Consider the following 18,490-nt stretch of genomic DNA (forward strand, 5'->3'; position numbering starts at 1 on the left):
GGCGCATTTTCTTTTGGTATTTTCTGAAGAAAGCGATGACTATTGGTAGTATAATAGACAAAAGCATGGAAATCGGGCAAAACGAGGAAAAGGAGTCATGAAGTTGAACAAATTAACGGCGGAAACGATGCAATTGATTGAAGAAATGGCTCTCCATCACGAAAATCAAGGATTATCCAGAATTGCTGGCCGGATTATTGGACTGTTGATGGTCTCTCAGGAACCCCTTTCATCTGAGCAGATTGCCACTACATTACAAGTCAGTCTAGGAAGCGTATCTACCAATATGCGCATGCTTTTGAAAATTGGATTCGCGGAAAAAAAGAGTGTGACAGGCGACCGTGTGAGCTATTACATCATGGCACCAAACACAATTGAGGAAGAGCTTATTCAGGGTTTAGAGCGAATCCTATCATTAAAGAATGTCATAGAAAAAGGAATGCGAATTGAAAATTTGAAGCAAAGTGAGCTAGTTATGCAGCGATTCCATGAGACGCTGGAAGCAATTGACCTATACAGGGAATCTCTCAATCAAATGCTCACTGAGTGGAAGGCTCGTCGCATGTAACATCAAACAGCACGTATCAATGGAAAAAGCAGAAAGGCAGCTTTGGCGCTGAAGAAGCCACGGCTGCCTTTTTTCATAAGAGGATGGCATCGATCATTTGACTGGTGAAATCTCATCTTCCGTTACCCATTTGTAGTTCTTAACTTCTCCTTCCCCTGTCGTGGGAGTGTAATCGATCATATAGACAGTCATTGTATTTGCCGTATCAAGCTTGGCTGATGCATCGAGCATCCCTTTCACATGATCCGCCTTCAAGACGACTTCCGTTCCCGGATTATACGGTTGCTTGATATAGTTCTTGATTTCTTCTTGAATAATCCATTTATATCCTTTCACAGGGGGCTCACCCGTTGTAGGCGTATAGGTAACTGAATAGGCCGTCGTGTCGTAAGCCCCCACGATTTTTGCTTTCGCCCCTTGCATCCCTGGTTGGTGGCTTGCTTTTAAAATGACTTCACTCCCTACTGTATACGTAGGTTTCGGTACAGCCTCTACTTGCTCCAGCACATCCGGTGCAGCAGGACCGCCACATGCACTTAATCCCATCGCGGTAATCAGCATAAGTGATATCAGTTTCCATTTTTTCATTCCAAACACCTCGAATTCTTTGTTGTCTGTCCGTAGTCGATTTCCTCTTGATGTAAGGTATTATGGGTACACGAAACCTTCCTTATCCGTTGCTTTACTTGAACGCATCCTTGGAAGGAATTGACAAATCCTTGTTTTCAATCAACTGTAAAAGCAGCGCGTAGAACTGCTTCCGCTGTTCACTTGGCAGATCCTCGAGTATACTTTCGGCAATATCCGTTTGCAGTGCCAAAACTTGATCTATGCTGGATTGGGCTAATTCCGTGAGCTGGATCAAGGTGGCACGGCGATCAGTCGGATCAGGGATCCGCACCAGCAGCTTGTCACGCTCCAAGGCATCAATAAAATCCGTAACGGTGCGCGGCTTTACACCCAATTTTGAAGCGAGCTCATTCATGCGAATTTTTCCGGCTTCTGAAACGATAGATAGCAAACGTAGTCTTGGCCCAGAGATATGGTATGGAATATCAAGGGCAGCCAATTTGGTCTCGAATTCTCGCTGAATAGAATAGGTGGCACGAATCAGAATGTGAATGATATCAATCGCTGGTGGACTGATAGGATTGGGAAACATGGTAGACCTCCTTGACAATTGTGCGGAAAACGAATACCCTCATTTACAGAGGTTACTCACTATTCTATAGTTGTTTAGTGAGGAAGCTCACTATGAGGAACACGCACTAATTTCGTCGGTATTCTCATTATTGTAGCGAATCTTACGCTATATGCAACATCGAGCGGCCTGAATGCCTTTGAGAATTACCCTGGAAATGGAGGAATACACATGAATCACTCCGATTTTGCCATGGAGAATAGCAACAAGCTCCTTCGAGTCCTTGTCGTCACCTTGATTTTTTCGGTCATGAATGGAACGATGTTTAATGTTGCTTTGCCGGAAATTGCACAGGAATTCCATCTGATGCCTTCGCAAGTCAGTTGGATAATGACGGGATACATGGTCGTCTATGCCATCGGCTCGGTTGTTTTTGGCAAGCTCGCTGACCAATATAGGCTCAAGGACCTTCTGACATACGGTCTCCTTATTTTCGCAGTTGGTTCCATTGTAGGAATGATCGCCACGGAATACTGGATGATTATTCTTGGACGCATCTTGCAAGCCTCTGGTGCATCGGTTCTGCCAGCGACCGCCATGATTATTCCGATTCGCTATTTCGCTCCTGAGCAACGAGGACGAGCTCTTGGTACTTCTGCTGTCGGACTTGCCTTGGGAAATGCGTTTGGTCCGGTGGTGGCGGGACTGATGGCTAGCTTTGGAAGCTGGCGCATGCTGTTTCTTATTTCTTTGCTGCCGCTCTTTACTCTCCCCTTCTTCCGAAAATATTTGGACGATGAAAAGGGAGCCCCTGGATCAATTGACTTCCTCGGAGGAGGACTATTGGCTGCAGCAGTTGCCGTGTTTCTCCTGTCGATTACCGAGAGCAGCGGACTGTTATTCGCAGGGGGAATTGTGCTGCTGGCTATGTTCATCGTGCGGATTCGGACTGCCGAACATCCCTTTATTCAACCTGGTTTGTTCCGCAACCGATACTTTTCAGTAGGCTTGATCATCGCTTTTCTATCGACAGCCTTGAGCTTTAGTGTCATGTTCATGACCCCGCAATTTTTGAGCGCACTTAATCAGTTGCCTGCCGGAAGTATCGGCTTTGTCCTTTTTCCTGCCGCAATTGCCTCTGCACTCATGGGACGAAAAGGCGGTCTGCTCGCAGATGAACGCGGGAACTTCTTTGTTGTCTCGCTTGCTGCTTTCTTTATGCTTGTATGCTTCAGTCTGCTCTCGACCTTCGTCGGCATTTCGCCAATCGCCATTGCTGTCATTCTCATTTTGGGCAATGTAGGTCAAACCTTCATGCAAATCGCCTTGTCCAATACACTTTCGAGAACTCTCGTGAAGGAACAGACAGGCGTCGGTATGGGACTATTCTCGATGCTCAACTTCATCTCAGGTGCCGTTGCTATGAGCCTAATTGGAAAAGCATTGGACAATCAAGCGGCAACGATGAAGATCAATCCGTTGGTAACCAATCCGGCAGCATCTGTGTACAGCAACATCTTCCTCCTGCTAGCCATTCTCATCATAGGAGTTTGGATCCTGTATCGCCTGCAATTCCATGCCAGTACCAGTACAACTCTTGTCCATAAAGACGAACCGTCCGAGTAAAATGTTTCATGTAAAAAGAAACCAGTTCTAAGGACCTGCTCGTGTCCTGAACTGGTTTTCGTTCTATTCCGCTGCAAGTATGTACTTTCTGAATAAAGCAAGCGGCCGCAAAGAATGATCGTACAGCTCACTGCTAAACACAACAATTCTCTTTCTCGAAGGAACAATCAGTATGTACTGCCCTCCAAATCCAAGGGCAAAATAGTAGAAGTTGTCCTCTGTCCAGTCATCGCTTGGATCGATTCTATCACTCCACCAATGCAAGCCGTAAGACCCAATCCTCTCGTATGTCCGAAATATTGGCTGAATCGATTTTTGAACCCATGCTGCTGAAACAATCTGCTTTTCTTGCCATTGACCGCCTTGCAGATAGAGTAATCCTAGCTTTGCCATATCACGCGAAGTAAGGCGTAATCCGTCTCCCCCGTTATGAATCCCCTGTCCGTCAGAATACCAATACGAATCTTCGATGTTCAGTGGCTGAAAGAGATGCTTTTTGGCAAAATCATATGTGCTCATGCCTGTTGCCTTTTGCAGGATGGCAGACAGCGATCAGTCCTTGATCCAATGCAATCCCAATGAGTACCGAAATAAAGCTTTTTGTGCAAGAGTTGATCTTTTGAAGTTTTTCCGCTTGCTTCTTGTTTTTATGATATTCGTAAGCCAGATGACCGTCTTGCATGATGAGGCAGCTGACGACCTTCTCTTTTCTGACCTTTCTGTCAAATTCCTTGAGTAGCTCTGTATCTAACCGCGTTTTTGCAGGGTCTGCAAGTGGAAACAAGGATGAATGCACGTGACTGTTCCTCCTTCGACCGTTCGGTATTTAAGACTTTTTCCCCGGTATTTCCCCCCGAAGGTAACGTTCGCCCCATTCACACATGAGATCCATGATTGGTTTGAGCGATTCTCCTAATTCACTCAATTCATACTCGACCTTTGGCGGTACTTGGCTGTACACGGTTCTGATGACGATTCCGTCCTCTTCTAGCTCGCGAAGCTGCTGTGTCAGGATTTTTTGGCTAATGTCCGGCATTTGTTTTTTCAATTCGCTCGTTCTTTTGGGGCCGTAGTATAACTGACATAAAATCAAAGTTTTCCATTTCCCCCCTAAAACATCTAGTGTTGCTTCAGAAGGAATCTGGTATGTATGTTTGAGCTTTGGCCTCATCGATTGGCTCTCCTCCCTCATTATTTACGATTTTTACAAGGAACCTTTTTGTTCCTATGTTACTTTTTGGTATTAAAAGCACAAAAAAGTGCGTACTTTTCACCATTCATTATATGGTGCATGATTCGGATATACCAGCACCTTACTTGTCAGTTTTGCTATCGACCGCATCAAAGATTTTGGTGTACAAATTCCTACAGAAATAGAGGGTGTATGATAATGAAGGTACTCACAGTTGTTACCCATCCACGGACCAATTCCTTGACCTTTGCCGTTGCAGAACGTTTCGTACAGGGACTAAAAGATGCAGGACATGAGGTTGAAGTTTTGTATTTGCATCGCAGTGGTTTTCACCCTGTTTTATGGGAGGAAGATGAGCCAGATTGGAACAATGGAGATAAGAAATATTCCGAAGAGGTCGAGATTGAAATGGAAAGGATGAGAAAACACGACGCGTTAGCCTTTATTTTTCCAATCTGGTGGTTCAGCATGCCCGCCATGCTGAAAGGATATATCGATCGCGTCTGGAACAACGGGTTTGCCTATGGCTCACGTAAACTGCATCATAAGCATGCATTGTGGATCGGTCTCGCAGCTGCTCCTGAAGATCATTTTCAAAAAAGAAATTATGACCAAATGATAGCGCATCACCTCAATGTCGGAATCTCCAGTTACGTCGGAATCGACAACTCGAGGGTTGCGTTCCTTTATGACACCTTGGCGCAAAATCCTGCGCATTTCGAACAGCTGTTGGACCGTGCTTATCATCTGGGATTGCATTATGGGAAAAAAGAGAGCCTGTCCATTTAATTTTATCTGAGCGATAGGTGGGCGTTACGAAAGGAAACTCCCACCCTTGTGGCTTACCGGGTGTCGGATGTTCGTGCACCGAAACTATTCATTCTCTCAAAGATCTCTTTTTTGACTGACTGATAATCGAAAACACTCGTTAAAGGAATGATCTCAAGCGTGCCCTCCTCCATTCCCCAATATTTCTTTTTTCCCTTTGCCGTTGCTTTGTGTATCCATAAATCGTAACCTTGTTCCATTTTTGTATAGGTGAAGCAATCACTGTCATGCAGCGGGTAATAAAAGATCCAATGATCGGAGATTTGCGGCAGCCGCGGCCATTCAGAAAGTTGATATTGATTTCGAAAAACAGTAATCGTAGGATAATTCCGCTCTTCTTCGTCTGCCAAGTCAATTTCCACTCCATACACTGAACCCGCTCGCAGCTCTGTATCCTGAAAAATGGAACGACCATCTTGACTGCTGTATAATGGGTCGGATGCTTTTTGATACAACTTGATAAAATTGCTGCTCAACCAACCATCTGTTTGGGCGTCAGACTTCCAGCGCAAAAATTTTGTTGTAAGGGGAACAGAGCCTTCCTCTTCGGCAGCTCGATCCGTCTCTGAAATCGCCACGGTAGGCCAGCAGATCGATCATCTTCTTGAGTCCGATACTCATACACTTCCTTGGTAACATCAAGTTCAGCTATCCCCTTATCAAATCCTGTAAACCGTGCAAAACCTTTTCGATCCAGCAACGCTTGTATATCTTGCATGATGAGTTTTTGATAAGGAGGCGCGTCCTCTAAGTGAACTTGTAACATCCGCTCCAAGACCTCTTCCCATGACAAAAAACCGATACAAACATCTTTGGCGATAATGGATCGATGCGCAAGATCTGTTCTCACCTGGGTGACCATAGACTGTGGAGCCAAGAAAACGAGATATTTGTATTCGATTTTAGCAAAAGTGCTCAACATACGGGAATACCTGCTGAGCTGGTTCTTGCTGTCTTCTGTGCTTATGTACGGATCTTCATCCTCTGATGACAATCCGCTAAAATATTTGACCTCGATCCCGATAAGGCTGTTCTCAAGCGTGAATCGAAGGTCAATTTCTCCTAATTCATGTTTGGTGTTCGGTGAAAATAAAGAGTTAGACTGGTGGTCGTTGATAGACGCGGTTTTTGAATTGAAAAATCGTTAGCTTTTGAAAAATGAGTTGTAGACTGATCCATTAAAAGAAACAGCGGTGGACCAAGACTTGAAAAATAAAGTCTTAGATTTTGCCGTTGGTGTCATTCAACAAACGTACCCTTTAGGTTATTGTGAAGTAAGCCTACTGTTCCTTAACGGACTTGAATTGGAGACTAAACCGGATCTGTCGGCGCAAAACGGTATTGGCTTGCTTGTTCGTAGGCGTAAGCGAGACGGAAAAGCGAAGGCTCGCTGTAGGCGGTTCCGACGAAAGTGATTCCCTGCGGCCCTTTGGTCGTATAGCCGCCTTCGGCGATGATGCCTGTCTCTGCGAACCCGCCCGGTACGGTAATGGCAGGATACCCCGCACGCGCGGACAAATCAATCCCTTCCTCGTTGCCTAGGAACAGCAGCGCGTCCAGCCGATGTTCGCGTATCACGTGGTCGATGCCTTGGTCACGGGATAACTCATGGTTAAGGCGCAAACTCTCGGCGTACACCTGTTCAGACAATGTGCCGCTTGTTCCATTCGACCAGATCAGCGTGTCTTGCCCATATTTAAGCGCGACGTCGCGATTCGCTTCGTTATAGGCTATGAGTTCATCTAACGACCGAACGAATGCGCCGGGGCCAGCTTTGGCGAGATAGTCGTTCAGTCCTTTTTTGAATTCGAACCGCATCACGTCCCAGTCCCACTTCGCACTCTCGCATGGCAACGATACTGGGTCTACGACGATCGCCCCGCGTTCCTTGCACAAGGTGATCGCCCGCTCGATAATCACCGCCCGGGCTTTGTCCAATCCTCGATAATAATATCGCGGAACGCCAATTCTCGCGCCTTGCAAACCGTTCGCGTCCAAGAAAGGCGTATAATCCGTATACGCTATTCGCCTATTCTCTAGCATAGCCGCATCTTCCGGATCTGCCGCCGTCATGGCCCCGAGTAAGATCGCGGCGTCCCTGACCGTACGCGTCATCGGACCGGCCGAATCTTGGCTATGTGTAATCGGAATGATTCCTGTACGACTGACGAGCCCGATAGTCGGTTTTATACCGACGATGCCGTTTTGTGAGGACGGGCTGATTATCGAACCCGAAGTTTCTGTGCCAATGGCAGCGGCACACAGATTCGCGGCAACCGCCGCGCCAGAGCCCGAACTCGAGCCGCCTACAAACAACTCGCCGGGCCCATAAGGATTAAGCGTCAGACCGCCCCTGGAGCTATAACCCGCCCACATCGTGCCCGACATGAAGTTAGCCCATTCCGTCATGTTTGCCTTACCAAGGAATACACATCCCGCAGCCCTTAATTGCGCAGCCACGGCCGAATCCTTTGGAGCGAAATGTTCAGCAAGAGCAACCGAACCCGCACTAGTATGCATGCGGTCACCTGTATCAATATTATCCTTGAGCAAGATCGGGATGCCGTGAAGCGGTCCGCGAGCCCCGTGTTCCCGTCGCTCCGAGTCAAGTCTCTTTGCGACCGCTATCGCGTCCGGGTTGACTTCCAGCACCGCTTTCAGCTTCGGGTTGAGCCGTTCGATTCGTTCCAAATACCAGCTAACGCAAGCTGCTGACGATAACTCGCCTGATTCCATCGCCAACTGCAACGAAACGATGTCTACCTCTATTAAACTATCATTTAGTGTTCTGGCCATTCAGAGAGACTCTCCTTTTTGCAATGTTCTGCTTATAATAATAACAAAATGAAAAAAGCAATGACCTGTAGAGAACGATTAAAACTAAACTGCCAGTTAGCCTAATGATCGGCATTAAGTCTAAATCTTTATTTGCTTAGTCTATAACTATATTTTCACAGTCTAGCACTTTATTTTTCGAGTCTAATACATTATTTTCAGTAAACATTTGGGCCAGAATTCCATTTCATACGAATAGCCAGATGTTCGCTCCAGAAGGTGATTCCACTCTGTTTGGGCGCGTCTCTCTTCAAAGTGAACGCCAGACAACAGCATCTGTAATCCTGCTTCAAATGGTAAATAGCGCAAGCTCCCGAAAACATCCCCCGTTAATTTATCTTCCAATCGATCCGATAAATTACTTCCCGCACGCGAAATTTTCCCGAATATTTCGGCGATCATCAATAGTCATCCTTTCGCGTTTTATCTCTCATTTCTCTCCTACGATACCAAAGCAAGTCCGGTGCGAGCAAGCCAATCACATCTATGAGCACGAAAAGAGAAAGCTCCCCTTTTCTTGTGAGAAAAAGAGGGCTTTCGACTATGTGTATACGCGTTACGCAAGAACCTCAACCGTAAATCCACCAGGAGCTTTCACATAAAACGTCCATCCATGCGATCTTACTGGCGGTGCAACTTGGTAACCATCTTCTTTTAAGCGTTGATTGATTTCGTTGACTTTCTCTTCGCTCTCCTGGATGAAGCCGATATGAAATGTCTTGGGATATTGGACTTCGACACCCTTCATCAAGGTAAACACCAGGCCGTTATCATCAAATAGGACCCCAAAATTTTCGCCACGGGCATCATCCGAAGTATCTAACTTTTTCAGGCCAAAATATTTCTCCAAAAAATCAGAAGCAGCTGGAACATCCGTAACGGTAAGATTGACGTGATTCAATTTCATAATGACCACACATCCTTTGCATGAGATTAATTCAAGCGTAGCACATTCATGCAAATGCTAATCTTGATAGGCTCCGAGGCTGATCATTGTCATGAATATCCGTCACGTATCTTTAAGGTTTCACGATAATTCTATTTGCTTACAGCTACTTTTGATTTGTTTACGATATGAATGGCATGACCTAATACCGCTTCGGCAGCCTCCAGCCATACCTCGCTTAAAGTGGGATGCGGATGCATAGTTAACGCCACATCTTCTACACGTGCAGCAAGCTCAAGCGCCAGCACACCCTCTCCGATCAGGTTCGATGCATCAGCACCTACAACGTGCATTCCCAACAATAAATGGCTTTCCTGATCCACTATCACTTCTGCAAAACCTTTTCCTTCATCTATGGCGAGTGCTCTTCCATTCGCCCGATAAGGGAACGCCGCTACCTTGACTTTGTATCCTTGAAGCTCTGCCTCTTCACGTGTCATCCCCACACCCGCTATTTGCGGCTCGGTAAAAATCACATAAGGTACATAAGGGGAATCTACGCTGCTAGGCAGCCCTGCAATCACCTCAGCTGCCACCATCCCTTGCTTCGTCGCACGATGGGCTAACGCAGGGCCAGGTGTTACATCGCCGATGGCATAAATATGCGCCTTGTTCGTACTGCCAGTCGATGTCACGGGAATATAGCCGCGCTCGTCCATTTCTACTCCCGCCTGCGCAAGGCCAAGTTCACTTGTGTTAGGCACTCGCCCTATGGTGACAAGCGTTTTATGTGCGGTGATACTTTCGGAACCGTTCTTTTCCGAAGTGCATGCGAGCGTGACTCTTCCGTTCGTTACCTCAGCCTTCTCTACTTTTGTCGCGATCTTTACCGTCATCCCGAGCTGTTTCGCTTGCTTGAGCACTTCCTGGGAGAGATGGGCGGCTGTTTGCGGCAAAATGCGCTCGGCTGCCTCAATGACGGTCACCTGCGATCCAAGCTTGGCGAACGCCATCCCGAGCTCCATGCCAATATAGCCGCCGCCGATAATGGCCAGTGTTTCCGGCACTTCATCCAGTGCCAGCATATCTGTAGAATCCAGAATATATTCTCCATCTGTTTTCAAAAACGATGGAAGGAATGGACGTGATCCTGTCGCGATAATCGCTTGTTTGAATTTGTACGTTTCAAAATCGCCACCCGTCTCTACGCCAATCCGATCACTCGAGAGAAATGTCGCTGTCCCCTTCACGACTGTAACCCCATTGGCCTGACAGAGATAATCGACCCCTTTGTTCAGTTGAGCAACGACAGAAGACTTCCATGTCTGCCAACTCGGCATATGGAAGGTCGCTTTCCCTATTGGCAGTTGGATTCCCAGCTTATTTAGACTACTTAGCTTGTAGTATTCACCTGCTGTATGAATCAAAGCTTTTGACGGGATGCATCCGCGATTCAAGCAGACCCCACCCAGTACTTCCTTTTCAATCAGAACGACCGATTTCCCCAGCTGTCCAAGACGAATAGCGGCTGCATAACCTCCTGGACCACCACCGATGACAACCACATCTGTTTCGACTGCTACTTCACCGACTACCATCTATACCATCTCCGCAAACAATAGATTCGGATCTTCCAGCAGCTCCTTGATCCGGTTGGTAAAACGCACCGCCGTCACACCATCGATCAGGCGATGATCAAACGAGAGTGACAGGTTCATCATCCAGCGAATAACCCCTTCATCCTCACGTACAACCCAGCGCTTCTCCATTTTGTGCAAGCTGATAATCGCCACTTCGGGGTGATTAATGATGGGAGTTGCTTGCAGTCCCCCGATTGGTCCTACATTGCTGATCGTGAAGGTGCCGCCTGTTATGTGCTCCATCGTCAATTTGCCTTCGCGTGCCAATCGTGCCAGTTGATCGATTTCTTCTGCGAGTTGAAAGATCGATTTGTGGTCTGCATCCTTGATGACTGGTACAATCAAGCCCTCAGGGGTATCGGTAGCAATGCCAATATGGTAAAAGCGCTTGAGCAGGATTTCATTCGTACGTTCGTCAATCGATGCGTTCAGCGTCGGGAATTGCTTCAGTGCAATGACCAGCGCCTTGATAAAGAACGGCAGGAAGGTCAACTTGATCTTTCGCTTATCCGCATGTGGCTTTAACTTTTCGCGCAAAGCACGCAGCTGATCCATCTCCAGCTCATCGACAGAAGTAACATGCGGGATAATTGTGACTGATTTCACCATATGCTCGGCAATCTTTTTCCGAATGCCTTTTAACGGTAGGCGTTCGATATCTCCCTGCGGCGAGGTAGCTGCACGAGTAACGGTTCCTGTTTTCGGCTGAACAACCTGCTCAGTCTCAACCGCCACTGTACTTGCCTCCAACAGACGCTCATTGCCAGTAGCCGTGGTCGGGAACTTAGCTGGTGCTGATTTTTGCAGTCGATTGGCGAATTGTCGCAAATCTTCTTCCGTCACACGCCCCGCTGCTCCTGTACCCGTGACCAGCTCGATATCCAGCTTCATTTCCCGCGCCAGCTGCCGAACGTATGGCGTGGCCAATGAGCGCCGGTGATCAGCACGAGCTGGTGCAAAATTGACTGTCTTATCCGGGTTTACGACCTTTTCTGGAAGCTTGATCTCTTCTTTCTTTGCTTCTGTACCTCCATCAATCACGAGAAGGGTAGTTCCGACCTCTACTGTTTCCCCTTCCGAGATGAAAATCTCACGAATGATACCTGTCACTGGCGCAGACAGCTCGGCATTCACCTTGTCTGTCTGCACCTCCAGCAATGGCTGATCCTGTTGAACGGATTCACCCGTGCGAACCAGTACTTTTACGATTTCTCCTTCATGCATACCTTCTCCCACATCAGGAAGCTTGAACTCAACCATATGACTCGCTCCTTCTCTTAAAACGTAGCCGTTTCCATAATGCCGTCCTTCACGCGTTCAGCCGTTGGCAAATAGTCATCCTCGATGCTAAATTGCGGGACGGGTACGTCAAATCCGGTAATCCGTTTCACGGGAGCCTTCATGTAGATCAATGCTTCATCATTGATGATGGAAATGATCTCTGCACCCAACCCAGCAGTCTTATGCGCTTCGTGTACGACAACTGCACGTCCAGTCTTTTTGACCGAGGCGATGATCGTATCCCGATCTAATGGATAGAGCGTGCGCAGATCAATGACTTCACAACTCAAGCCGTTTTCGCGCTCGATCTGTTTCGCAGCATCCTCCGCGACACGAAGCATCGCTCCCCAGGCAAAAATCGATACATCCGAGCCTTCCTGGACGACCTTCGCTTTTCCGATGGGCACACGATACATTTCTTCCGGAACCTCTTGTTTAAATGCGCGATAGAGCTTGGTCGGCTCCAAAAAAATGACCGGGTCAGGATCTTCCATTGCTGCAATCAACAGGCCTTTTGCATCATAAGGTGTGCTTGGTGCCACAACCTTTAAGCCCGGGACATGGGCAAAAAACGTTTCGACACTCTCCGAATGCAGCTCAGGACCGCGAATCCCAGCCCCGTACGGCGTGCGGATGACCATCGGTACATGGTACTGTCCGCGAGTCCGATAGCGCATGCGTGCAGCATGAGAAACAATTTGCTCAAAGCCCGGATAAATAAAGGCAAGGAATTGAATCTCGACCACAGGAATTTTCCCGTTCATGGCAAGACCGATTGCCGCCCCGATTATTCCCGCTTCAGCAAGCGGAGTGTCCACTACACGGTCCGGACCGTACTTGTGAATCAAATCTTCCGTCGCCCGGAACACGCCACCATTCACGCCAATATCCTCGCCGAGCAGCATAATGCGAGAATCATCTGCCAATTTTTGATCCATGGCTTCCGTAATTGCTTGAATCATCGTCAGTTTGCGTTTCATGCTGGGATTCCCTCCTGCTTCGATGGCTTGACGAGCTCGCTCTCCTGTTCCGTTGCCATCCACGATGGTTCAGCGTAGACGTGCTTGAACATGTCTTCCGGTTTGGACTTCGGATAGCTCTCTGCTTCGACAAGAGCAGCGTCGATCTGTTCATTCACCCGTGCAATCAGCTCTGCTTCTTTTGTTTCATTCCACAAGCCCTGACTCTCCAGATACACACGCAGTCGTTGGAGTGGGTCGCGTTCTTGACGCCATTCCTCGGACAAAGTCTCTTGATCCCGGTATTTCTTCGGATCATCTGCGGTTGTGTGTGCGCCATAGCGGAAGGTCACGGCTTCGATCAACGTCGGTCCCTTGCCGTCCAGCGCCCGTTGCATGGCTTCTTTCATGGTCAGCCAAACAGCGAAAATATCATTGCCGTCTATCCGAATTCCAGGGATGTCATAAGCGGCCGAACGCTGTGAAATCGTTTTCGATGCAGACTGCTGTGAAAACGGAACGCTGATCGCGAAACCGTTGTTTTGACAGAAGAAGATGGTTGGCGTTTGAAACACGCCTGCAAAATTCAATGCCTCATGAAAATCGCCTTCTGAGCTTGCTCCGTCACCAAAGTAGGCGATGCTGACATGCTTTTCGTTTTGCAGCTTGCTCGCCCAAGCAGTCCCTACAGCATGGACCATTTGAGTCGCGATCGGTACACATGGCGGCATGATGTGCAAATGCTTCGGGCTGATACTCCCTTCCATGTGTCCCATCCAGTAGAGGAACACGCGTGCCATGGATTGACCATGGACGATCGCTGCCGCATGGTCGCGGTAGGTTGGGAAAAGCCAATCTCCAGGTGTCAATGCCATCGCGCTTCCAACTTGCGAAGCTTCCTGCCCTTCAAAGGGAGCATACGTACCCATTCTTCCTTGTCGTTGCAGGTTAATCGACTTGCGGTCAAACTGGCGAACTAGCACCATATTTTCATACATCTTGATCATCGTCGCCTCGTCTAATTGCCCCTTGAGATCGCCTACCAGCTCACCCGCTGGACTCAATACCTGATATAATGAAGACATGAAATCATCCCTCTCTTTTTCAATGAAAAACACCGCGGTGTCTTTCGATAATGTGATTCTGATCGTCTTGCTTCTGCTTTCGTTCCTATAGAAGAGCAAATAGCATGCCAAACATTTGAAAGCGATTTCACAGCAAAGCGATTCGGAAATGATCATTTTTGCATATGCATGATTGCACACCAATGATTAGTTCTGATTATTCCGTTTACAAGCCTATCTAGGAGGACTTCGATGTATCAAACCAAGTATTTCCAGGCCAGTGACAATCATGAGCTGGCAAAATTGCTGACGACTATCTTCAGTACGTCCCACGATGGATTGGCAATCTGTGACCGTAACGGCTACGTCCTGCTCTACAATGAGGCGTACTTGAACATCACGGGAGTTCCCGCCGACATCTTGAATAATTTTAGCTTTATGGAGCAAAAGGAAATGCACCTTGTTCCGGACTCTTCTGCTGTACGTACGATTTTGACAAAACAAACGCATAGTGTCGTGATCGATTATGCGAACGGCCGGCAAGCGATCAACACAGCTACCCCGCTGCTCGATTCAAACAAGGAATTATTGTTTGTGGTGGGAAATGTGCGTGACGTCACAGAGCTGAATCAGCTTCAGAAGGAGCTGGAGGAAACACGTCAAATCAATTCCGCGTATCAAAGGGCGTTAGAGCATATCCAAACCGACGGTGACTTTGACGAGCAGATCATTTATCGCAGTGGGCTCATGCACCGAATCGCTTCACTCGCCAAACGCTTTGCGACCAACGACTCCCCCATCCTTTTGCTAGGCGAGTCTGGTGTCGGAAAAGATGTCATGGCGAGCTACATTCACGCCCAAAGCGGACGAACTGGTGAATTCGTCAAGATTAACTGTGGGGCTATTCCCGAGCATTTGCTTGAGTCAGAATTGTTTGGCTATGAGAAAGGCGCATTTACGGGGGCAAGTCAATCGAAGGAGGGATTGTTTGAGCTGGCGGATCGAGGAACCATTTTTCTCGATGAGATTGGAGACCTCCCTTTTCCTTTACAGGTGAAGCTCTTGAATGTCTTGCAGGATGGACGGATTCGCAGACTCGGGGGAAAAACATCGCGTCAGGTTAACATGCGTATCATCGCTGCCACCAATAGTGATTTGGAAGCGATGGTGGAACAAAAGCGTTTTCGGCAAGATTTGTTCTATCGGTTAAACGTGCTTGCCCTCACCATTCCACCCTTGCGTGAGCGTCGCGAGGATATTCCGGCTCTCATTTTCTACTATTTGAAAAAGCTTGAATGGAAGTACCAGCAAGAAATGCGCATCGAAACAGATGCGATGGAGGCACTGATGGATTATGATTGGCCAGGGAATACACGCGAGCTGAAAAATGTGGTGGAACGTTCTTTCCACATGTGTGAAAATGGGCGAATTACGTTTGATCAGCTGCCGGCGTCCATTCGGAATACGCAACAGACAGCCCTTCCGCTCCATCTCGCCAAAATGGATGAACCGTTGCCGCTAAAAGAAGCAGTTGAACGGTTTGAACGAGCGTATATCCAACGCCTCTTGAAAGAGACAGACACCATGCAGCAGTGTGCGGATAAGCTGCAAGTGAACATATCTACGCTTGTTAGAAAAAAACGCAGCCTCGGCATTAAATAGTGCAAAAGGGAAAGCCCGATACACGTAGGTTCGGGCTTTCTCATTATTCTCGCAATACATCCAGACCTATTTCACAAGCCCTTCTCTTAACGTGTTGATCCCATGCTCCAGATACCCCTTCAAACAGCTTAAGACATAAACCCAGCCTTCTTTATTGTCGACCATTTTTTGAAGGAGCGCAGGATCATTTTCTTGAAAACCCTCTTCGTTCACTTCGATGATCGTCGTGGCTTCATCCACCGCTTTTAACGTAATCGTTACGGTATTTTCTTCTCCGGCCCACTGGAAAAAGATTCGTTTATCCACTTCGATTTCGCGAACGGTAATGCCTACTTCTGCGTTGTAAATGTCGTAGAATAACGTAATGTTCTTTCCTTCCTCCCACCTTGCCGAGCTGGAAGAGAACCAGAAGTTGCCGATTTTCGCCGGGTCCACGAAAGCTTCGAACACTTCATGGGCAGGCCTGTTAATCTGAAATTTTGTAAGATTGTTCATGCGCTCGTCAACTCTCTTTCTGATTGCTGCTTCCACCGTATCATAATCACACTTGCGAGACAAATAATAGAGTAACTCCCTTTTATTCTTTTACTGCCCCAGAAGTCAGTCCTGAGATAATCCGCTTCTGGAAAATCAACACCATCACCACGAGCGGGATCGTCACAATGATGGAGGCCGCAGATATTTCCCCCCACGGGATTGTAAACATTCCCTGAAACATGACGATTCCCACAGGCACAGTCTTCATTGCTTCCTGCGTATTCAACGTCAAGGCGAATAAAAATTCATTCCACGCTGCTATAAAAACGAGGATGGCGGTCGTAAAAACCCCTGGCATGGCGAGTGGGAAAAACACTTTGGTCATCGTCTGCCAAATGCTCGCCCCGTCTACTTTGGCCGCTTCGCCCAAATCACTCGGTATTTTGCGAAAAAAGATGGTTAAATTCCAGATCGCAAGCGGCAGTGCGAAAGTTGTATAAGGAATGATCAGGCCTATGTAGCTGTTCGTTAAGCCCATCGATTGCATGAACATAAAAATAGGTGAAATAGTTGCGATCTGCGGAAACATGGACACAGCCAGTACGACACCCAATATAATGGTCTTTCCCCGAAAGGACAGCCAGGCAATCGCATATGCAGCAAAAGAAGCGATCGTAATGGAGTAGAGAGTGGTTAACGTCGCCACGACAGTCGAATTCCACAAGTAACGGGCAAACGGTCTTTCCGTGAAGACACGGACAAAGTTGTCAAACGAAGGGTTTTGGATGATAAAATGAAAGGCTCGCTCTCCAAACAGCTCCGCTGGTGGCTTCAATGCTGCGAGGAGAATCCATAAAAACGGGAACATCACAAGAAAAATGAATAGCAGTAGACCGACGTAAAACAAGGGACCCGTATGTTTGCGCATCCAATCACCTCCTTATTTGCCACTGCCATCACTCAGCAGATCAGCTCCCAATATTTTGACATAGCCGATGGAGATCAACGCCACACATAAAAATACAATAACTGCGAGCGCGGATCCTTCTCCGAAACTCATTTGAGCAAACATCGTTTTGTACGCGTAAATGGAAATGGTCTCGGTCGAGTTCCCAGGTGCCCCACCTGTCAGCGTGTAAATCAAATCAAATACACGGAATGCATCAAGTGTACGGAACAATAACGCCACCAGAATCGTTGATTTCAGCATCGGCAGCGTTATACGGAAAAATTGCTGGGTGCGGGTGGCACCGTCGACAGAAGCTGCTTCATACAAGCTTTGCGGGATCGTTTGCAAGCCTGCGAATAAGAGCAAAGCCATGAATGGCGTCGTTTTCCACACATCTGCCAAAATTACGGAAAACATGGCCCCAGCCTTTGTCGTCAGAAGCATCCCCATATCTGAGATCAGCCCTGCCTGCTCAAAAAGATAGGCAACGATGCCATTTTGCCCGTCATACAAAAACTTCCACATCATCGCGGAGATAACAGTCGGAATCGCCCACGGTATTAACACGGTTGCTCGAACAAGACTCCTTCCACGAAAAGGTCGATTGATCAACAGTGCAATCAATATGCCGAGCACCAATTCAATGGCAACGGAAATAACGGTAAAAAACGCCGTATTGTACAGAGCCCCCCACATCCGAGCGTCCGTTAAAAACTTGTTGTAGTAGGCAAAGCCAACAAAGTTGGGCTCGATAATCGAAGCTTCAATGCCTTGGATCACGCCAAGAGCACCCTCTGGCTTCGAAAGCAGCTTTTGTTCACTCATTTGCAAAAGGACCGCTCTGACTTCCGCCAAGCTGGTTTTGATTGACTCTGTTTGTTCGTTGGAGAGGCTCACATATTTGAGTTCTGTGGGGACTGGTTTAAAGTCCAGCAATAGCTGATCGATCATTTGGTATCGGCTCGCGACCTCGCCTGTTTGGTTGAGGGAAGTGTTCATTTGCTCGATTTGCGCTTGGAGCGCGTTCAATTTTTCCTTTGATGACCCTTCTGCAGAGTCCGCCTCCCGCTTTACATACCGGAGCAGATTGGGTAACGTGCTGACGTAGCGCTCCATATCTAGTCCGTATGAAGAGTGAATCTCTGATTTCGTCGGGTCGTTCAACCGGATGTCGTGCAGACTGATCCAAAAGGATCGCATGACAGGCCAAATCGCGATAACAAGTATGATGAGCAGTGCAGGAAAAATCAGCAAATACCCCATCTGTTTTTCTGAGAGAGACATTTTGGTTGTCCGATTCATCCGTTCACCACCTTCCTTCCCGCTAGAAGCTTGCTTGTGCTTGCCTGATCGTTGTGCAGCTTCCAAGGAAGCCGGTTAGA

Annotated in this window: 21 protein-coding genes; 4 read left to right on the top strand and 17 right to left on the bottom strand. The window is 47.6% G+C overall.

Features of this window, described 5'->3' with window-relative positions:
- The first annotated feature begins 97 nt into the window (after positions 1-97).
- Positions 98-568, top strand: a complete 471-nt coding sequence (locus EL268_RS15505; protein WP_106655206.1) for a GbsR/MarR family transcriptional regulator — start codon at positions 98-100, stop codon at positions 566-568.
- A 93-nt stretch (positions 569-661) separates the two neighbouring features.
- Here EL268_RS15505 and EL268_RS15510 read toward each other — a convergent pair whose 3' ends face one another.
- Together EL268_RS15510 and EL268_RS15515 are read right to left on the bottom strand one after the other, a co-directional pair.
- Entirely contained in the window at positions 662-1,156 is a 495-nt protein-coding gene (locus tag EL268_RS15510) for a YdhK family protein (protein ID WP_106655205.1), read from the bottom strand.
- Between the two features lie 94 nt (positions 1,157-1,250).
- Positions 1,251-1,730 (bottom strand): MarR family winged helix-turn-helix transcriptional regulator, encoded by a 480-nt coding sequence (locus EL268_RS15515; RefSeq protein ID WP_106655204.1) that lies wholly within the window; start codon positions 1,728-1,730, stop codon positions 1,251-1,253.
- A gap of 210 nt (positions 1,731-1,940) precedes the next feature.
- Here EL268_RS15515 and EL268_RS15520 point away from each other — a divergent pair, with 210 nt between their 5' ends.
- Complete coding sequence (locus tag EL268_RS15520; protein ID WP_106655203.1) at positions 1,941-3,335, top strand: MFS transporter; 1,395 nt, start codon at positions 1,941-1,943, stop codon at positions 3,333-3,335.
- 63 nt (positions 3,336-3,398) lie between these two features.
- On the opposite strand, the gene EL268_RS15525 is transcribed toward EL268_RS15520, so the two are convergent.
- Genes EL268_RS15525 through EL268_RS15535 form a run of 3 tightly spaced genes read right to left on the bottom strand, consistent with a single transcriptional unit; the run spans position 3,399 to position 4,506 of the window.
- Positions 3,399-3,854, bottom strand: a complete 456-nt coding sequence (locus tag EL268_RS15525) for a serine hydrolase domain-containing protein (RefSeq protein WP_106655202.1) — start codon at positions 3,852-3,854, stop codon at positions 3,399-3,401.
- Positions 3,841-4,131, bottom strand: a complete 291-nt coding sequence (locus tag EL268_RS15530) for a serine hydrolase domain-containing protein (protein WP_106655201.1) — start codon at positions 4,129-4,131, stop codon at positions 3,841-3,843. The genes EL268_RS15525 and EL268_RS15530 overlap by 14 nt, the downstream gene beginning before the upstream one ends.
- Before the next feature lie 30 nt (positions 4,132-4,161).
- Positions 4,162-4,506, bottom strand: coding sequence for a winged helix-turn-helix transcriptional regulator (locus EL268_RS15535; RefSeq protein WP_106655200.1), 345 nt, complete (start codon positions 4,504-4,506; stop codon positions 4,162-4,164).
- Between the two features lie 219 nt (positions 4,507-4,725).
- Between EL268_RS15535 and EL268_RS15540 the strand changes: the two genes are divergently transcribed.
- Positions 4,726-5,316, top strand: coding sequence for an NAD(P)H oxidoreductase (locus tag EL268_RS15540; protein WP_106655199.1), 591 nt, complete (start codon positions 4,726-4,728; stop codon positions 5,314-5,316).
- Between the two features lie 53 nt (positions 5,317-5,369).
- Here EL268_RS15540 and EL268_RS15545 read toward each other — a convergent pair whose 3' ends face one another.
- The 9 genes from EL268_RS15545 to pdhA form a co-directional block, all read right to left on the bottom strand.
- Complete coding sequence (locus EL268_RS15545) at positions 5,370-5,705, bottom strand: hypothetical protein (RefSeq protein WP_126435443.1); 336 nt, start codon at positions 5,703-5,705, stop codon at positions 5,370-5,372.
- A 122-nt stretch (positions 5,706-5,827) separates the two neighbouring features.
- Positions 5,828-6,277 carry a hypothetical protein gene (locus EL268_RS15550; protein WP_106655197.1) on the bottom strand — a complete coding sequence of 150 codons (450 nt, stop codon included), beginning with the start codon at positions 6,275-6,277 and terminating at the stop codon, positions 5,828-5,830.
- A 389-nt stretch (positions 6,278-6,666) separates the two neighbouring features.
- Positions 6,667-8,151: an amidase family protein gene (locus tag EL268_RS15555; protein ID WP_106655196.1), complete on the bottom strand. Its 1,485-nt coding sequence runs from the start codon at positions 8,149-8,151 to the stop codon at positions 6,667-6,669.
- A gap of 183 nt (positions 8,152-8,334) precedes the next feature.
- Positions 8,335-8,592 (bottom strand): hypothetical protein, encoded by a 258-nt coding sequence (locus EL268_RS15560; protein ID WP_106655195.1) that lies wholly within the window; start codon positions 8,590-8,592, stop codon positions 8,335-8,337.
- Positions 8,593-8,746: 154 nt separating this feature from the next.
- Entirely contained in the window at positions 8,747-9,097 is a 351-nt protein-coding gene (locus EL268_RS15565; RefSeq protein WP_106655194.1) for a VOC family protein, read from the bottom strand.
- A gap of 131 nt (positions 9,098-9,228) precedes the next feature.
- Positions 9,229-10,674, bottom strand: a complete 1,446-nt coding sequence (lpdA, locus tag EL268_RS15570; RefSeq protein WP_106655193.1) for a dihydrolipoyl dehydrogenase — start codon at positions 10,672-10,674, stop codon at positions 9,229-9,231.
- Complete coding sequence (locus EL268_RS15575; protein WP_106655192.1) at positions 10,675-11,976, bottom strand: dihydrolipoamide acetyltransferase family protein; 1,302 nt, start codon at positions 11,974-11,976, stop codon at positions 10,675-10,677.
- Positions 11,977-11,993: 17 nt separating this feature from the next.
- Positions 11,994-12,977: an alpha-ketoacid dehydrogenase subunit beta gene (locus EL268_RS15580; protein ID WP_007721659.1), complete on the bottom strand. Its 984-nt coding sequence runs from the start codon at positions 12,975-12,977 to the stop codon at positions 11,994-11,996.
- Positions 12,974-14,041: a pyruvate dehydrogenase (acetyl-transferring) E1 component subunit alpha gene (pdhA, locus tag EL268_RS15585; RefSeq protein ID WP_106655191.1), complete on the bottom strand. Its 1,068-nt coding sequence runs from the start codon at positions 14,039-14,041 to the stop codon at positions 12,974-12,976. The genes EL268_RS15580 and pdhA overlap by 4 nt, the downstream gene beginning before the upstream one ends.
- Before the next feature lie 231 nt (positions 14,042-14,272).
- On the opposite strand from pdhA, the gene EL268_RS15590 reads away from it, so the two are divergent.
- Positions 14,273-15,682 (top strand): sigma-54 interaction domain-containing protein, encoded by a 1,410-nt coding sequence (locus EL268_RS15590; RefSeq protein WP_106655190.1) that lies wholly within the window; start codon positions 14,273-14,275, stop codon positions 15,680-15,682.
- Positions 15,683-15,748: 66 nt separating this feature from the next.
- On the opposite strand, the gene EL268_RS15595 is transcribed toward EL268_RS15590, so the two are convergent.
- The 3 genes from EL268_RS15595 to EL268_RS15605 are packed head-to-tail and all read right to left on the bottom strand — an operon-like array spanning position 15,749 to position 18,410.
- A complete protein-coding gene (locus EL268_RS15595) occupies positions 15,749-16,240 on the bottom strand; it encodes an SRPBCC family protein (RefSeq protein ID WP_106655189.1) in 492 nt (163 codons plus the stop codon).
- 19 nt (positions 16,241-16,259) lie between these two features.
- Positions 16,260-17,087: a carbohydrate ABC transporter permease gene (locus EL268_RS15600; protein ID WP_106655188.1), complete on the bottom strand. Its 828-nt coding sequence runs from the start codon at positions 17,085-17,087 to the stop codon at positions 16,260-16,262.
- Positions 17,088-17,099: 12 nt separating this feature from the next.
- Positions 17,100-18,410: a carbohydrate ABC transporter permease gene (locus EL268_RS15605; protein WP_106655475.1), complete on the bottom strand. Its 1,311-nt coding sequence runs from the start codon at positions 18,408-18,410 to the stop codon at positions 17,100-17,102.
- Positions 18,411-18,490: the final 80 nt, after the last annotated feature.

Source organism: Brevibacillus brevis (assembly GCF_900637055.1).
GTDB lineage: Bacteria > Bacillota > Bacilli > Brevibacillales > Brevibacillaceae > Brevibacillus > Brevibacillus brevis.

Excerpts from the sequence above, each read along its gene's own strand:
- EL268_RS15505 (WP_106655206.1), top strand. The coding sequence starts at position 98 with ATGAAGTTGAACAAATTAACGGCGGAAACGATGCAATTGATTGAAGAA.
- EL268_RS15510 (WP_106655205.1), bottom strand. The coding sequence starts at position 1,156 with ATGAAAAAATGGAAACTGATATCACTTATGCTGATTACCGCGATGGGA.
- EL268_RS15515 (WP_106655204.1), bottom strand. The coding sequence starts at position 1,730 with ATGTTTCCCAATCCTATCAGTCCACCAGCGATTGATATCATTCACATT.
- EL268_RS15520 (WP_106655203.1), top strand. The coding sequence starts at position 1,941 with ATGAATCACTCCGATTTTGCCATGGAGAATAGCAACAAGCTCCTTCGA.
- EL268_RS15525 (WP_106655202.1), bottom strand. The coding sequence starts at position 3,854 with ATGAGCACATATGATTTTGCCAAAAAGCATCTCTTTCAGCCACTGAAC.
- EL268_RS15535 (WP_106655200.1), bottom strand. The coding sequence starts at position 4,506 with ATGAGGCCAAAGCTCAAACATACATACCAGATTCCTTCTGAAGCAACA.
- EL268_RS15540 (WP_106655199.1), top strand. The coding sequence starts at position 4,726 with ATGAAGGTACTCACAGTTGTTACCCATCCACGGACCAATTCCTTGACC.
- EL268_RS15550 (WP_106655197.1), bottom strand. The coding sequence starts at position 6,277 with ATGTTGAGCACTTTTGCTAAAATCGAATACAAATATCTCGTTTTCTTG.
- EL268_RS15555 (WP_106655196.1), bottom strand. The coding sequence starts at position 8,151 with ATGGCCAGAACACTAAATGATAGTTTAATAGAGGTAGACATCGTTTCG.
- EL268_RS15560 (WP_106655195.1), bottom strand. The coding sequence starts at position 8,592 with ATGATCGCCGAAATATTCGGGAAAATTTCGCGTGCGGGAAGTAATTTA.
- EL268_RS15565 (WP_106655194.1), bottom strand. The coding sequence starts at position 9,097 with ATGAAATTGAATCACGTCAATCTTACCGTTACGGATGTTCCAGCTGCT.
- lpdA (WP_106655193.1), bottom strand. The coding sequence starts at position 10,674 with ATGGTAGTCGGTGAAGTAGCAGTCGAAACAGATGTGGTTGTCATCGGT.
- EL268_RS15575 (WP_106655192.1), bottom strand. The coding sequence starts at position 11,976 with ATGGTTGAGTTCAAGCTTCCTGATGTGGGAGAAGGTATGCATGAAGGA.
- EL268_RS15580 (WP_007721659.1), bottom strand. The coding sequence starts at position 12,977 with ATGAAACGCAAACTGACGATGATTCAAGCAATTACGGAAGCCATGGAT.
- pdhA (WP_106655191.1), bottom strand. The coding sequence starts at position 14,041 with ATGTCTTCATTATATCAGGTATTGAGTCCAGCGGGTGAGCTGGTAGGC.
- EL268_RS15590 (WP_106655190.1), top strand. The coding sequence starts at position 14,273 with ATGTATCAAACCAAGTATTTCCAGGCCAGTGACAATCATGAGCTGGCA.
- EL268_RS15600 (WP_106655188.1), bottom strand. The coding sequence starts at position 17,087 with ATGCGCAAACATACGGGTCCCTTGTTTTACGTCGGTCTACTGCTATTC.
- EL268_RS15605 (WP_106655475.1), bottom strand. The coding sequence starts at position 18,410 with ATGAATCGGACAACCAAAATGTCTCTCTCAGAAAAACAGATGGGGTAT.